At 56.5% G+C, this 13563-nt stretch carries 12 protein-coding genes; 8 read left to right on the forward strand and 4 right to left on the reverse strand.

The window, feature by feature from the left end:
* Nucleotide 1 precedes the first annotated feature (1 nt).
* Entirely contained in the window at nucleotides 2–1168 is a 1167-nt protein-coding gene (locus CIP100161_RS11715; RefSeq protein ID WP_155874443.1) for an ATP-binding cassette domain-containing protein, read from the forward strand.
* Between the two features lie 4 nt (nucleotides 1169–1172).
* Here CIP100161_RS11715 and CIP100161_RS11720 read toward each other — a convergent pair whose 3' ends face one another.
* Nucleotides 1173–1904 carry an aldose epimerase family protein gene (locus CIP100161_RS11720; RefSeq protein ID WP_155874596.1) on the reverse strand — a complete coding sequence of 244 codons (732 nt, stop codon included), beginning with the start codon at nucleotides 1902–1904 and terminating at the stop codon, nucleotides 1173–1175.
* 209 nt (nucleotides 1905–2113) lie between these two features.
* On the opposite strand from CIP100161_RS11720, the gene CIP100161_RS11725 reads away from it, so the two are divergent.
* Nucleotides 2114–2752: an alkaline phosphatase family protein gene (locus tag CIP100161_RS11725; protein WP_155874444.1), complete on the forward strand. Its 639-nt coding sequence runs from the start codon at nucleotides 2114–2116 to the stop codon at nucleotides 2750–2752.
* Between the two features lie 7 nt (nucleotides 2753–2759).
* On the opposite strand, the gene CIP100161_RS11730 is transcribed toward CIP100161_RS11725, so the two are convergent.
* The 3 genes from CIP100161_RS11730 to CIP100161_RS11740 all read right to left on the reverse strand — a co-directional run bounded on the left by CIP100161_RS11730 (nucleotide 2760) and on the right by CIP100161_RS11740 (nucleotide 6588).
* The gene (locus tag CIP100161_RS11730; RefSeq protein WP_155874445.1) at nucleotides 2760–4253 is read right to left on the reverse strand and encodes a DUF1846 domain-containing protein; all 1494 of its coding nucleotides are present in this window, start codon (nucleotides 4251–4253) and stop codon (nucleotides 2760–2762) included.
* A 63-nt stretch (nucleotides 4254–4316) separates the two neighbouring features.
* Nucleotides 4317–5171 (reverse strand): hypothetical protein, encoded by an 855-nt coding sequence (locus CIP100161_RS11735; protein WP_155874446.1) that lies wholly within the window; start codon nucleotides 5169–5171, stop codon nucleotides 4317–4319.
* Nucleotides 5172–5343: 172 nt separating this feature from the next.
* Nucleotides 5344–6588 (reverse strand): dicarboxylate/amino acid:cation symporter, encoded by a 1245-nt coding sequence (locus CIP100161_RS11740; RefSeq protein WP_155874447.1) that lies wholly within the window; start codon nucleotides 6586–6588, stop codon nucleotides 5344–5346.
* Between the two features lie 203 nt (nucleotides 6589–6791).
* Between CIP100161_RS11740 and CIP100161_RS11745 the strand changes: the two genes are divergently transcribed.
* The 6 genes from CIP100161_RS11745 (at nucleotide 6792) to trpCF (ending at nucleotide 13519) form a co-directional block, all read left to right on the forward strand.
* Nucleotides 6792–7247 carry an SdpI family protein gene (locus tag CIP100161_RS11745; RefSeq protein WP_155874448.1) on the forward strand — a complete coding sequence of 152 codons (456 nt, stop codon included), beginning with the start codon at nucleotides 6792–6794 and terminating at the stop codon, nucleotides 7245–7247.
* A 252-nt stretch (nucleotides 7248–7499) separates the two neighbouring features.
* On the forward strand, nucleotides 7500–8831 hold the full coding sequence (gene trpB, locus CIP100161_RS11750) for a tryptophan synthase subunit beta (protein WP_155874449.1): 1332 nt from the start codon (nucleotides 7500–7502) through the stop codon (nucleotides 8829–8831).
* Between the two features lie 2 nt (nucleotides 8832–8833).
* Nucleotides 8834–10387, forward strand: coding sequence for an anthranilate synthase component 1 (locus CIP100161_RS11755; RefSeq protein WP_155874450.1), 1554 nt, complete (start codon nucleotides 8834–8836; stop codon nucleotides 10385–10387).
* Nucleotides 10387–11028, forward strand: a complete 642-nt coding sequence (locus tag CIP100161_RS11760) for an anthranilate synthase component II (RefSeq protein ID WP_155874451.1) — start codon at nucleotides 10387–10389, stop codon at nucleotides 11026–11028. The genes CIP100161_RS11755 and CIP100161_RS11760 overlap by 1 nt, the downstream gene beginning before the upstream one ends.
* Before the next feature lie 18 nt (nucleotides 11029–11046).
* Nucleotides 11047–12072, forward strand: coding sequence for an anthranilate phosphoribosyltransferase (gene trpD, locus CIP100161_RS11765; RefSeq protein WP_155874452.1), 1026 nt, complete (start codon nucleotides 11047–11049; stop codon nucleotides 12070–12072).
* A complete protein-coding gene (gene trpCF / locus CIP100161_RS11770) occupies nucleotides 12062–13519 on the forward strand; it encodes a bifunctional indole-3-glycerol-phosphate synthase TrpC/phosphoribosylanthranilate isomerase TrpF (protein WP_155874453.1) in 1458 nt (485 codons plus the stop codon). The genes trpD and trpCF overlap by 11 nt, the downstream gene beginning before the upstream one ends.
* Nucleotides 13520–13563: the final 44 nt, after the last annotated feature.

Raw genomic sequence — 13563 nt, forward strand, 5'->3', positions numbered from 1 at the left:
TATGCCGATCACTAAGTTTATTTGGTCGCCAAGCGGCACCGGTTTGTCTGAGCACGCGTGGGCGACGTCGGAAAGCACGGGGGCCGCGTGGGTCGGCAACGATGCCTCCTCACATATTTCCTTGCTGCGCTCCACGGTGGCCGAAGAACTCGCCGTCCCTTTGGAACAAGCGGGAATGGACGCGGCGACCATGCAGCGGGCCGTGGATACGGCAATCGACACATGGGGGCTACGCGGACAAGCCGAGCAGGATCCCATGACGTTATCAAGCGGGCAAACACGCAGGCTTGCCATCGCAGGCGCGTTGATTACCCGCCCAGAAGCCCTCGTGTTGGATTGCCCCACCGATGGGCTCGACGCAGAAGCTATTGAGATCCTGCACCGAATCGTCGATTCTTTCCCAGGTAACGTGACCGTCTACGACCGCATGCATACGGCCCTTGCCACCACCGCCGCCGAGCAGCTGCGTCTGACAAGCAGCGGTGATCTGGTCCCCGAGCCCGCACCGGACCCCGTGGCCACCGTCCCAGTGCGCTTCACCCCAGTTGATCTTTCTCACGATCATGACCCGTTGCTGTGTGCGAGGGACCTGCGCATTCCGCGTGGTGCTACGACTGTGGGACCGATTAGTTTTGAGGTTTCCCCAGGTAGTGTCACCCACCTGGCGGGGTTAAATGGTACGGGGAAGACGAGTTTTTTCTTGGCTGCGCTGGGGTTGGTGGCGTCGACAGGCACCCTGCAGGTAGCTGATGGGGTGACCATGGGGTGGGCGCCGGCCGATATGGATTCGGCGTTGTCGCGGCGCACCGTGGCGACGGAGCTTACCGTGGGCGCTACCCCAGAGCTGGCGCGCGCTGCAATCGAGTTCATGGGGCTTGAGCAGTGGGCAGACACGCACCCCTTGGATGTTCCGGCCGCGTGGCGACGCTTCGTACTCATCGCCGCAGCTCTCGTTCGCGGACCGCACCTATTGCTTCTCGACGAGCCCACGGTGAACCTCGACGCCCCCAACCACGGCCGCTTAAGTCTCCTCATGCACCGCTATTGTGCAGGCGAATTCCACCGCATGGCGGACCTCGACCTAGGAGGTCACCACCCGGCGGTGCTGTTTACCTGCCACGATGCTCGCTACGCGCAGGCGGTAAGCACCGCCGAGATACGTATCTAGGTGCCTATGATTGCTGAGCCGGTGTGACCTTCACTGTCATGCCGATCTCTACCCAATCCCATGGGGGAACGGAAATACCTTGGGCTTGGTCACCCAACAATGCTGGTTCTACACAGACGAACTCGGTCCATTCGCCTTCGCCCACATCTGTCATCTGTGCGGCAAGCTCGCTGCCAGGATTCCACACCACAGCATGATCGGCACCCTGGTAGGTGACGGTAATAGTGCGCTGGGAATCTTTGATAACCAGTGGCGTCCATTCCGGCAGAGGAACTGCTTGGTCGACGGCGGTGCCGTCGAAACGAAACTCGTGATCGCCCACCGTTACGGTGGTGGTGCGCACATCAGCAACGCGGAAATACGGGTGGAACGCGGATTGAAAATCACGACGCAGTGGGGAAGCGTTGCGGGCCTTTAACATCATGGCAAAACCATGAGGAAGTACCTGCGTGCCAAGGCGCAGATCCCAATCATCGTGGCTCGTGCGGGCGTCGATACCGCCATTAGTAGGGATCGTCTCCCACTCCACCCGGCGCGCCCAACCATGCTGCAACTCATCGTGCCCCAAGTTCTTTCCAAACCACGGTGCGATGATCGGGACACCGCCACGGATCGAACCACCCTCGGAAAAATCCGCGCGACTGGATAAGTAAAGAATCTCGCCAGGATCGCTGGCGGTAGTGATCGCAGATACCAAATGTCCGCGAGTCTCAGGCATATCTACAACGGTGCTCATTCTTGTAAGGATAGCCCCGACGTGCGGGCGATGGGATACGGTGGGCTGTTGCAGATCGAGTGCAGCGGTGAGGTCGCACATGCAGACGGTAGTGGGGGATGCCCCCACATGGAACTTATCTTGAACGATATTGAGCAGCGCGTCCGCAATTTGACCGCCCACCCGCGACGTTTCACGTGAAACATCGCAACGTGGAACAATAATTGACCATGAACATCGCTGTCGTATCCGGTCGAATCGCCCCCGAGCGCACCCTGCCGGGCCTGAACTTTTCCCGCGCATACGCGCCCAGCACTGATTTCCGTTCCGCCCGCCTCGGACTCCTCACAGGCCAGTATCCCCAACGCCAGCCGGCCACACGCTTCTCCTCCCTCATCGGCACCGTAGCAGAAGACTTCAGCCCCGCCGACGTCCACATCATCGAGCGCGCCGAGATCACCCCAGAGCTGATCACCCAAGCCCACGACAGCGGCGCGGCCACCTTCTTCGTTGGACACCCAACTATCGACGACCACCGCGTACGCATGTCCCTGCTATGGCCAGGGGTCACCGACACCAACCTGCCGCACGACACTATCGACGGCGTTGTCACCTGCAACGAACTCGTCTCCACCCTCGACATCGCACCCACCCTCGCAGCCATCGCAGGTTACGACGTTCGCCCCAACGCACAGCTCTCCTTCGACGGCATGAACTTAACCCCCGTGATCCGCTACGGAGCAACGGGCCACGGGGGCTTATTCTTCGACGATGGAACGGTGATCACGCCCACCGAGGTGCGTCGACAAGCAAACGATCCCGAGTGGTCCATGTGGCATCAATTCATGGCCATGGGACCACTACAATAACGAGAACCTAGCGCTTCTGGTACAGCTTGTTCTTCTGGAACTTCGGATCAGAAGTCACTAGCACGCCAAGGTTGCGGAAGATCCCCTCATCCACCGAACCCAAAATGGTGGTGGTGTGAACGTCGCAACCGCGCAGGTTCTTCAACTGATCCAACGCCTTTTGCGCATTGCTATCCGTAGCCGCCGACACCGACAACGCAATCAAAACCTCATCGGTGTGCAACCGAGGGTTCGAGCTACCCAAATGCACCGTCTTCAGCGTCTGAATCGGCTCAATCGACTCTGGTGACAACAAGTGAATGGCATCGTCGATACCCGCCAAATGCTTCAACGCATTCAGCAACATAGACGAAGAACAACCCAACAAATCCGAGGTAGCACCCGTAATGATGGAACCGTCGGCAAGCTCAATCGCACAACCAGGAAGCGACGTACGCTCCTCAACCTGACGTGCCGGCTCCACCACAACGCGCTGTAGCGCCTTGATCCCAGCCTTAGCCATCACCACAGCCGCACGATCCGACTGTGTGGAGTCCTTACCCGTGCGAGCCTCTTCCACCAATGCTTTGAAGTACCGGCGAATAATCTCCTGCTCCGACGCATGACGGCACACAGCATCATCGGAAATGCACTTACCCGCCATGTTCACACCCATGTCCGTAGGGGACTGGTACGGAGACTCACCCATCAAGCGCTCTAAAAGCGTCTTGAGCAGTGGGAATGCCTCCACATCGCGGTTGTAGTTCACCGTCTGCTCACCATAAGCAGCCAAGTGGAAATGATCGATCACATTCGCGTCATTGAGGTCCACCGTGGCAGCCTCATACGCCAAGTTCACAGGGTGCTCCAGCGGCAAATTCCAAATAGGGAACGTCTCAAACTTTGCATACCCCGCAGCAACACCACGCTTATGCTCGTGGTACACCTGCGACAAACACGTAGCCAACTTGCCAGAACCAGGGCCCGGCGCGGTGACAACCACCAAATCACGGGTGGTTTCCGCATACTCATTCAGGCCAAAGCCCTCATCCGACACAATGCGATCCATGTCGGTGGGGTAGCCAGGAATCACACGGTGGCGTGATACCTTGATGCCCAAACGTTGAAGGCGCTCGATAAAAGCGAGCGCCAGTCGGTTGTCATTTTCCAGTTGGGTGAGCACCACGTGCTCGACGAGGAAACCGCGGTCGCGGAAGACGTCGACAAGGCGCAACACATCTTCTTCGTAGGAGATGCCTAGATCGGCACGAATCTTGTGACGTTCCAGATCCTTAGCGTTGATGCAGACAAGAATTTCTACTTCTTCCTTGATGCGATCCAACATCGCAATCTTGTTGTCTGGAGTAAAACCAGGCAATACGCGAGATGCATGCATATCGTCGAAGAGCTTGCCGCCCATTTCGAGGTAGAGCTTCCCACCCAAAGCTTCTCTGCGTTCCCGAATGTGCTGGGACTGCATTTCAATGTACTTCTCGCGGTCGAAACCGATCGTATTCACCATGGAATTTCAGCATAGCAACGAACATCAACAAAGTGCTATAACCCCAGTTAGAAACACCTGTTTCTACCAACTATCAAGTGGCAACCACTCCCACGGCCCCCGATGCCACCGGCGCGTAGAATCCACCACAACCAACTCCTCCCGCGCCACACTGGTGGCACACACCACCTGCCCCACGATGGTGTCCAGCTCCTCAAAAACACTCGAAGCTGGATACCGCAGCACCAAATAACCCCGCACCGCCGCATCGTTCATCTTCCAACGATCATTAACAAAAGTGTTCTTATTCTCCGCACCCGCATTGTGATAAAAATAGCCGTCAACCTCGATCACAATGTTGTAATCCCGCAGCTTAACGTCCCAAAAATATACTCCGACCCGAAAATTACTCGTACACTCGAGCCCCGCCTCCCGCAGAGCTCTGACCAGTATTCGCTCCGGCACGCTATCCGCACCAACAGCCGCCCGATCCACCAGTGTTTTCACCCGCGCTGATACCCGCATCGGAGACTCCCGTCGCAGTACCGCGCTGCCATGCCGGCCGGAATAGACAAGATCCAAAAGGGCAATAGCCTGGTTATCCGGCAGGTGTTTCACCGCATCAACTCCGCACTCTGTAAGCACCCCGCGAACCGCCACCGCGCGCAAACGTTTTACATGATGAGCAACCACATAGTGAGTGGATGCTATGCGGCGTTCGGTGCTGATATGCACAGGAAGGCTGATCGGCTGGGAGTCATAGAACTGATACAGCGACACCGACCTATGTCGCGTTAACGCCGCTAGAAGTTCCTTGATCGCAGCGGGGCCTTCCAATTCACCCTCCCAGTAGATCCCGCTGATAACACGGATGAGCGATCCTGCTTTGAGGCGACGTGTCCTCGTTGCGTACGAAATATTTCCCCGAAATTCCCCCATAATCGCACAAGGTAGCACGCTTGGGCTGCTCTACGGCAAAAGTGAGCAATTTTTGTACCTTAAGACCGATTTTTGGAAGGGCGTCCTGCGGGTTTGCTGGCTTAGGGTACAAAAATTGCTCATCGGCTAAACAAAAAAACGCCCCTCGCGGGGGCGTTAGAAATGTATCGCGCTAGGCTTTGTCGTCAATACCAGCGATTGCGGTAGCAAGGCCGAGGTCGTCGGCATCATCAAGATCGTGGCGAGAGATCGCGCCCTTGGCGAACTTGTCTACCACCATGGCGATAGCACCGTCGCCAGTGACGTTGCAGGCGGTACCGAAGGAGTCGATGGCGATGTAAGCGGCGATCATCAGCGCCACCTGGTCGTCATTGAAGCCGAGGTTGGAGGACAGTAGGCCAACAGCTGCCATGATTGCGCCACCAGGAACACCTGGGGCTGCCACCATGGTCACACCGAGCATGAGGATAAAGCCAAGTGCCGTAGCAAGTGGAATGTCCATGCCGTCCATAAACATAATGGCGAAGGCGAACAATGTAATCTTCATCATCGAGCCGGAGAGGTGGATGGTGGCGCACAATGGAATTACGAAACCAGCAACAGACTGGCTGACACCGTTTTTACGTGCACATTCGTAGGTCACTGGGATGGTTGCTGCGGAAGAAGAAGTACCCAGTGCGGTGAAGTATGCGGGCATCATGTTCTTCAGCGAGGTGAAGGGGTTGCGGGTAGCTAGGGTGCCGGCGAACAGGAACTGCAGGATCAGCAGCACGAAGCTCATCAAGATGGCAAGGAGGAGAACCTTGGCAAAGGCAGTAAGTACCGATGCGAGGTTACCGTTCATACCGAGCGAGAGGAACATGCCGAAGATGTAGATCGGTAGCAGGGGGACGATAAAGGAGGAAATCACCTTCATAACCACGCGGCGGAGGTCGGCAACGCCGGAGAAGAGGGTGTCGGACTTAACGGTGGTCATAGCCACGCCTACAACGAAGGCGAGGATGAGGGCCGTCATCACCTGCATTGGGGCTGGCATGTCTACCGAGATGTAAGGACTCAGAGCGCCTTCCTCAATGTCTGCAGCTGCAACGCTAGTTTGGCTTGCCAGCAACCATGGGTACAACGCGGTGGCAACGCCCCAGGAGATGAGGCCGGATACCAGAGCTGAGCCGTAGGCGATGCCAGTGGTGATGGCGAGCCATTTGCCGGCACCGCGACCAAGGCCTGCGATGGCTGGGGTAATCAGGGCAAAGATCAGGACTGGGATGAAGAAGCCGAGGAAGTTGCCAAAGAGTCCGTTAAAGGTGACAAAGACGCGGGCAAGCCCATCGGGGAAGAAAAAGCTGCATACGATGCCGAGGATGATCGCGACGATGATCCTGAAGAGCAGCGACGAGGAGAGACGCTTGATGTCCATGTGGGGTTACCTAAAATATTTCGTTAGTAGTTCAAATTATGGGGTGCCCTTGATCGTGTCCCACTGGGTGCTGGGCCATTCAAGGAGTTGAGAAATAACTTACGCGGTCAACAGCAGATTTCATATTTTTCACATACACACATATATAGGGTGGGATGGTCGAGTCTTTCAGCGCCCCCCTAGGATTAGCTAGAGTGATGTACATGACTGTTCTTGGTGTTGTGCTGGCTGCGGTGGCTGTGGTTGTGATCGTGTCGGGTTCGTTGGCGTGGACGCGTCGATTGCCGGGCAATCCTTATATCGGCATTCGGGTTCCGGAGGTGCGCAAGTCCCAAGAGGTGTGGCAGTCGGCGCATTTGGTGGCGGGGCCGTTGTGGACCATTGGTGGCGTTGCCATGTTGATGGGTTCGATGTTGTTTATTAAAGGCAGCGGTTGGTTATATGCTGTCGCAGCGCTTGCGGTGATCGCGGGGTTGTTGTTGGTGAGTGTGGGGGCAAACGTGGGGGCACGCGCCGCGTCGCTTATCGACGCCCAGCAAGACGTCGAGGATGCCGCCGAGTCAACGTGCTGCTCAAGCGGTAATAACCCTGCACCTGCAGTCGATGTGGATGCTATGCGCCGTGCAGCGCATTCGGCTGATAACACCTCTGATTCTTAAATAATGTGCCGGCCTGCTGTTGCGTGTGCCACTCAAGATGCGTATTCTCGTTTTCCATGACGAACATGAATGCACATAATTGGTGGTGGCGCGCTTAATCGCGGGCCGTTTTCACGCATTCATTTCAACAGGCTCGCCTTGTCCAACAAGCAGCGGGCCTTTTTGTTAGCCACCAACAAGCTCACCAGAGTTTCGGCCCACCGCTTAAACACAACAACCATTTGTTTTTTAGCGAAAGAGGTTAGAAACCCCATGACTGACTCCACCATCCGCAAGACGTTGATCAGCGCCTACTTTGGTAACTACGGCGGACAGTTCGTTCCCGATGCGCTCCTGCCGGTTCTCGATGAACTAGAGCAAGCCTATGTGGATGCGCTCAACGACCCAGAGTTTTCGCAGGAACTTGCTCGGCTAGAAAAGCACTATCTTGGTCGTCCCACCCCTATTACCGAATGCGCCAACCTCCCGCTAGCAGGCAAAGGGCGAGGCAAGGCGCGGATCTTCCTCAAACGCGAGGATCTAGTTCACGGCGGCGCACATAAGGGCAACCAAGTGCTTGCCCAAGCACTGATTGCTCGCCGATTGGGCAAGACCCGTTTGATCGCTGAAACCGGTGCCGGTCAGCACGGTACCGCTACTGCGATGGTGGCGGCTTTGATGGGAATGGACTGCACTATTTATATGGGTGCTAAAGATGTGGCCCGCCAGCAGCCCAATGTGTACCGCATGCGGTTGATGGGCGCCACGGTGGTGCCAGTAACCAACGAGCATGGTGATTCCATGTCGAATGCTATCGACGTAGCGCTTATGGACTGGGTAGAAAACCTAGATACCACGCACTACCTGATTGGCTCTGCGGTGGGACCGCACCCATTCCCCACGCTGGTGAAAGAGTTTCAGGCAGTTATTTCGCGGGAATCTCGCGAACAGATGTTAGAGCTGACCAACAAGCTTCCCGACGCAGTGGTTGCTGCCGTGGGCGGTGGTTCGAATGCTATTGGTGCGTTTGCTGATTATCTCACGGATAAGCCAGGTAATGAGTCCGTGCGCTTGATTGGTGTGGAACCAGCAGGCGAGGGTCTTGATTCCGGTAAACATGGTGCACCGCTGCAGCGTGGCAAGGTTGGTGTGCAGCACGGTTTCAAGTCGTTCATCTTGGCTGATGAGCAGGGCAATCCGCTGCATTCTTATTCTGTATCGGCTGGTCTTGATTATCCAGGCGTGGGTCCAGAACACGCCCACCTCATGGAATCTGGTCGTGCACAATATTATGGAATTACCGACACTGAGGCACTTCAGGCATTCAGAATGCTCAGTCGCTACGAGGGAATTATTCCAGCTTTGGAGTCTAGCCACGCTCTAGCATATGCGTTAAAGATGGCAGAAAATGCCGAGGAAACCGATACCCCCATTAACATTGTGGTCAATCTTTCGGGTCGTGGCGATAAAGATGTGGACTATGTTCGCAATATCTTGGGCGACCTCGCTACCGAGGATCCAGCAACCTCGCCGATCACGGATCCTCATATCGCCGAAACCCTTGCCACGATGATCGCTGAGTCCAACACACGAGAGGGAGTCTAAACATGGCAAATTTCCATATATCCGCCCGCCCCGTGCGCTATCACGAGGATGCCGCCGACCTCTTCCATCATCTTGGAGGGACCTCTGCTAGCGACTCCGTTCTTTTAGAGTCCGCAGACATTGAATCCAAGAAGAACACTACGTCCATGGCGGTGCTTCAAGCAGCGGTTCGCGTGACATGCATGGGGCAAACCGTGACAGCCACACCCCTAACACCTACAGGCCATGCAATGGTGGCGCGCTTACAGGAGCACTTTGGCACGAGCGGCACGGAGTTCAGCTTTCATCGCTCTGAGATTCACGACGAACGCCAGCGCCTCCTTGACACCAATAATGCTGAAATTCTTCGCCTTCTACAGTGCGAGGCCGGCTATTCCGGTGAGCAATTACCACTTCTTGCCGGCGGTTTCGCCTTTGATTACATGGAGACGTTTGAGCAATTACCTTCTGTGCCGGTGGGGGATAATTCTTATCCCGATTATCAGTTCATAGTGGCAGAGACGGTGTTGGCCACCGATCACCTCAAGCGTAGTGCGGTTATCGAGGGCGTGTCCATTGATCCAAGCGAGCTGGACAGGCGATTAGATACTTTGGCAGCCACGATTAACAGCCATGAAACAGCCGAGGAAGATCCCGCGACCACTGCAACTAATGGGACATTGACTGTGCGCGCCGATATTTCTGATGTGGATTTTTGTCAGAGCGTAAGCGCTCTGCAGGACAATATCCAGGCGGGAGACATCTATCAGGTGGTTCCGGCACGCAGCTTTAGCGCGCCCTGCAAAAGTGCTTATGCTACTTATAGACACTTGCGCGCAACCAATCCTAGTCCCTATATGTTTTACGTGCGCGGCATTACTCCAATTGCATGCAATTTAAATAAAACATATGAGCTGATAGGAGCATCGCCGGAGTCTAATCTCAAGTTTGATTCCAGCACACGCGAGGTACAATTATATCCGATCGCCGGTACTCGTCCGCGGGGACTTAATCCCGATGGGACCATTAATCACGAACTCGATATTCGTGCCGAGCTGGATATGCGAACTAACGCCAAAGAAATCGCCGAACATACCATGCTGGTTGATCTTGCGCGCAATGATCTTGCACGTGTTTCATTGCCCACAACACGTCGCGTTGCAGAGTTATTGCAGGTAGATCGCTACTCCCGGGTGATGCATCTCGTTAGCCGCGTGGTGGCTACCCTAGATCCAGAGTTCGATGCCATTGACGCCTACCGTGCCTGTATGAACATGGGAACACTAACCGGTGCACCAAAATTGCGCGCAATGGAATTGCTGCGAGGTGTGGAAGCTAAACGTCGCGGTTCCTATGGCGGTGCGGTTGGTTACCTTCAAGGCGATGGGTCGATGGACACCTGCATCGTGATTCGCTCGGCGTTTATTCAGGATGGAGTAGCGATAGTGCAGGCCGGCGCCGGAGTGGTGCGGGATTCTATTCCACAATCAGAGGCCGATGAAACACTCCATAAGGCCTATGCCGTTTTGCATGCCATTGCTTTGGCGGCAGGAAAGGATCTGGAGGTGATTCGCTAATGAAAGCTCGGCAAGCCCATGTCGTACTCCTTGATAACCATGACTCGTTTGTTTATAACCTGGTGGACGCTTTTGCCGTCGCCGGCTACCGCCGCACAGTCCTACGCAATAGCGTCACAGTGACAGAAGTTCTTGACCTAGAACCCGACCTCATTTGCCTCTCCCCAGGACCTGGTCACCCCCGCGAAGCCGGCTGCATGATGGACCTCATCGGGGCGTCGATAGGCACCATCCCGATCCTCGGCATCTGCCTCGGCTTCCAAGCACTCCTCGAATACTACGGTGGGGAAGTCCGCCCCTGCGGCCCCGTCCACGGCACCACCGACCTTATGACGCTCACCGACCCAGACCATCCACTGTTCGCAGGACTTAGCATCGACGCCACACCCAACAACAATTTCCACGGAACACAGGTGCCAATCGCACGCTACCACTCCTTAGGATGCACCGACATCCCGCACAACATGGTGAGCCTAGGAACCTGCGATTCCGCTATCGGACCTGTCACCATGGCCGCCGAAACCCACGACAGCGAGGGGAAGACCACCAGTATCGGATTGCAATTCCACCCAGAATCCGTACTAAGCCCCAGCGGGCCCATCATCCTTGAGCGATGCGTCGATAAGCTGCTAGCCAAATAGATAAGAAAGACCACAACCATGACAAGCGACAAAACACTCAACAACCTCATCGCCTACCTCGACAACCCACACCCCACCGTCGAACAAGCCATTGAAGTATTCACACCACTCACCGTCGGCGACTACGACGACGTCCACATCGCAGCACTGCTCGCCACCATCCGCACCCGCGGCGAAACCTACGCCGACATCGCCGGTGCCGCTAAAGCATTCCTCGCCGCCGGACGACCATTTCCCATCACCGGCGCAGGCCTCATGGACTCCGCAGGAACCGGCGGCGATGGCGCCAATACCATCAACGTGACCACCGCGGCGTCCCTTGTTGCAGCCGCTGGGGGAGTGAAGATGGTCAAATGCGGCAACCGATCCGTATCCTCCAAATCCGGATCCGCCGACGTACTCGAAGCACTCAACATCCCACTAGATCTCAACCCCGACCGCGCCGTACGCCAATTCAACGCCTCCAATTTCACGTTCCTCTTTGCGCCCGCCTACAACCCCGCAGTGGCCCACGTGCAACCAGTGCGCAAGGCCCTCAAAGTACCCACGTTGTTTAACACCCTCGGCCCGATCTTGGCGCCGGCCCGCCCCGAATTTCAGGTCATGGGCGTTGCCAACCCCAAGCTCGGTCAGATTATCGCCGAGGTATTCCGCGAATTAGGCCGCAGCCACGCCTTGGTTGTTCACGGATCCGGCACCGACGAGATCGCAGTCCATGGCCCCACCACGGTGTGGGAACTTCGCGATGGCGAGATCAGCACCTACACCATCACCCCAGAAGAAATCGGTATCGAGCGCTACGCGCTAAGCGAGCTCGCCGGTGGCGACGGTGTAGAAAACGCACACCTGATGCGCGAAACCTTTGCCGGCCGCGGTCCCGCCGCACACCGCGATGCTATTAGCGCCACCGCCGGTGCAATGTTCTACACTGCGAATCACGTACCCACCATCGCCGAGGGAGTCGCTAAGGCACAAGCAATGCTTGCCGACGGCTCCGTGGAGCGCTGGTTAGCTATCCACGAGGAGGCAAACTATGCAGAATGATTCGTCGACAAGCCCCATGGCCACCGTCCTAGAATCCATCGTTTCGGGCCGACGATCCCACCTACCCGAAATCCAGGCGCGGATTTCTCACGTGGATCCAGCGCGGCTGCCGCGTTCCACCCGCTCACTGTTTCAATCGCTGGGAGGTCGTAGCGATGGCAGTCCGGCGTTGCGGGGGAGTGCGCGCTTCATCATGGAGTGCAAGTCCTCTTCGCCGTCGCTTGGCATGATTCGTGAGGACTATCGTCCTGGCGACATCGCGCGGGTGTATTCCCGCTATGCGGCTGGCATTTCGGTGTTGTGCGAACCGGATCGCTTTGGTGGCGACTACAACCATCTGGCCACGGTGGCGGCTGCCACGCATCTTCCGGTGTTGTGCAAGGATTTTATTATCCACCCCGCACAGGTTCATGCGGCCCGTTATTTTGGGGCAGATGCGATTTTGCTCATGCTGAGCGTGCTTGACGACGCCACCTACACCGAGCTCAGCCAGGAGGCGGAACGCTTGGGGCTCGACGTTCTCACCGAGGTTATCGACGAAGCCGAGGTGGAACGTGCTATTCGGCTAGGGGCCAAGATTTTTGGCATTAATCACCGTAATCTGCATGACTTGAGCATTGATCTGAACCGTTCTGCACGTCTTGCGCAGCTGATTCCAGATAGTGCGGTGATTGTCTCCGAGTCGGGGATTCGGGACAATGAGACGGTTCGCCAACTCAGTGGACACTCCAGTGCGTTCCTCGTGGGCTCGCAACTTACTTCTCAGCTAGATGTGGACCGCGCGGCCCGTGAGCTTGTGTATGGCCACAATAAGGTGTGCGGTTTGCAGTCGCCAACCGAGGCCCAGGCGGCTCGGGCATCGGGTGCGATCTACGGCGGATTGATCTTCGAGGAATCCAGCCCGCGTAATGTTTCACGTGAAACATCACAAAAAATCATGAGCACGGAACCTGACCTCACCTATGTTGCCGTCTCACGGCGCACCACCGGTTGGACCGAACTAATGGATCACAACATTGCGGTAGCCCAGATCCACAGCCCATACCAAGGATCCATCGCGGCCGAAAAAGAACTCATCAGTCACGTCCGCAGCGAGGTGGGGGACAAAGTAGAGATCTGGCGTGCGGTCTCCATGACGCATGTCGACGGACCACTTATTGCCGAGGCACTCGCACCCACGGTAGACAGACTCGTCCTCGATACCGGCAACGGCGGAACCGGCACCGCCTTCGACTGGGCAAGCATCCCAGAAGCCGTAAAAGGCAAGACCCTTCTCGCCGGTGGCATTGGACCAGACAATGTCACCGAAGCGCTCACCGTTGGCTGCGCGGGACTCGATCTCAACTCCGGCCTAGAGTATCCAGCCGAAGCGGGGAGGTGGGCAACACACAAGGACACTGCTGCGATCCACTCCACTTTCACTCAAATACGTGGGTTTCATTACTAACGCTAACCTAAGTAGCATATGGTATAGCGTTCCGCCGGAGAATA

This window comes from Corynebacterium rouxii, assembly GCF_902702935.1.
GTDB classification, from domain to species: domain Bacteria; phylum Actinomycetota; class Actinomycetes; order Mycobacteriales; family Mycobacteriaceae; genus Corynebacterium; species Corynebacterium rouxii.

Excerpts from the sequence above, each read along its gene's own strand:
- trpB (WP_155874449.1), top strand. The coding sequence starts at position 7,500 with ATGACTGACTCCACCATCCGCAAGACGTTGATCAGCGCCTACTTTGGT.
- CIP100161_RS11735 (WP_155874446.1), bottom strand. The coding sequence starts at position 5,171 with ATGGGGGAATTTCGGGGAAATATTTCGTACGCAACGAGGACACGTCGC.
- trpCF (WP_155874453.1), top strand. The coding sequence starts at position 12,062 with ATGCAGAATGATTCGTCGACAAGCCCCATGGCCACCGTCCTAGAATCC.
- CIP100161_RS11715 (WP_155874443.1), top strand. The coding sequence starts at position 2 with ATGCCGATCACTAAGTTTATTTGGTCGCCAAGCGGCACCGGTTTGTCT.
- trpD (WP_155874452.1), top strand. The coding sequence starts at position 11,047 with ATGACAAGCGACAAAACACTCAACAACCTCATCGCCTACCTCGACAAC.
- CIP100161_RS11740 (WP_155874447.1), bottom strand. The coding sequence starts at position 6,588 with ATGGACATCAAGCGTCTCTCCTCGTCGCTGCTCTTCAGGATCATCGTC.
- CIP100161_RS11755 (WP_155874450.1), top strand. The coding sequence starts at position 8,834 with ATGGCAAATTTCCATATATCCGCCCGCCCCGTGCGCTATCACGAGGAT.
- CIP100161_RS11725 (WP_155874444.1), top strand. The coding sequence starts at position 2,114 with ATGAACATCGCTGTCGTATCCGGTCGAATCGCCCCCGAGCGCACCCTG.
- CIP100161_RS11720 (WP_155874596.1), bottom strand. The coding sequence starts at position 1,904 with ATGAGCACCGTTGTAGATATGCCTGAGACTCGCGGACATTTGGTATCT.
- CIP100161_RS11760 (WP_155874451.1), top strand. The coding sequence starts at position 10,387 with ATGAAAGCTCGGCAAGCCCATGTCGTACTCCTTGATAACCATGACTCG.
- CIP100161_RS11730 (WP_155874445.1), bottom strand. The coding sequence starts at position 4,253 with ATGGTGAATACGATCGGTTTCGACCGCGAGAAGTACATTGAAATGCAG.
- CIP100161_RS11745 (WP_155874448.1), top strand. The coding sequence starts at position 6,792 with ATGACTGTTCTTGGTGTTGTGCTGGCTGCGGTGGCTGTGGTTGTGATC.